We start from the raw sequence: 531 nt of genomic DNA, 5'->3' as shown, positions 1-531 counted from the left end.
GGCGCAGCACGCCAAGGGCAAGCTGACGGCCCGCGAGCGGATCGCGCTGCTGCTGGACGAGGGTTCGTTCCAGGAGGTCGAGCAGTTGCGCAGGCACCGGGCGACCGGTTTTGGCCTGGAGGCCAAAAGGCCCTACACCGACGGGGTCGTCACCGGCTGGGGCACGGTCGAGGGCCGCACGGTGTTCGTGTACGCGCACGACTTCAGGATCTTCGGCGGGGCGCTCGGCGAGGCGCACGCCACGAAGATCCATAAGATCATGGACATGGCGATCGCGGCCGGTGCGCCGCTGGTGTCCCTGAACGACGGTGCGGGCGCCCGTATCCAGGAGGGTGTTTCCGCGCTTGCCGGGTACGGGGGCATCTTCCAGCGCAACACCCGGGCTTCGGGTGTCATCCCGCAGATCAGCGTCATGCTGGGCCCGTGCGCGGGCGGCGCCGCCTACAGCCCGGCCCTGACGGACTTTGTGTTCATGGTCCGCGACACCTCGCAGATGTTCATCACCGGCCCCGACGTGGTCCGGGCGGTGAC

Annotated in this window: 1 protein-coding gene; it reads left to right on the top strand. The window is 69.1% G+C overall.

The genetic code is table 11. The features are described from left to right. The coding region (locus IG78_RS0141140) for a carboxyl transferase domain-containing protein (RefSeq protein ID WP_030574947.1) at nucleotides 1–531 on the top strand (531 nt) is incomplete at both ends.

It is taken from the genome of Streptomyces aureocirculatus (genome assembly GCF_000720475.1).
GTDB lineage: Bacteria > Actinomycetota > Actinomycetes > Streptomycetales > Streptomycetaceae > Streptomyces > Streptomyces aureocirculatus.
This window is presented reverse-complemented; position numbering and strand designations above follow the sequence as displayed.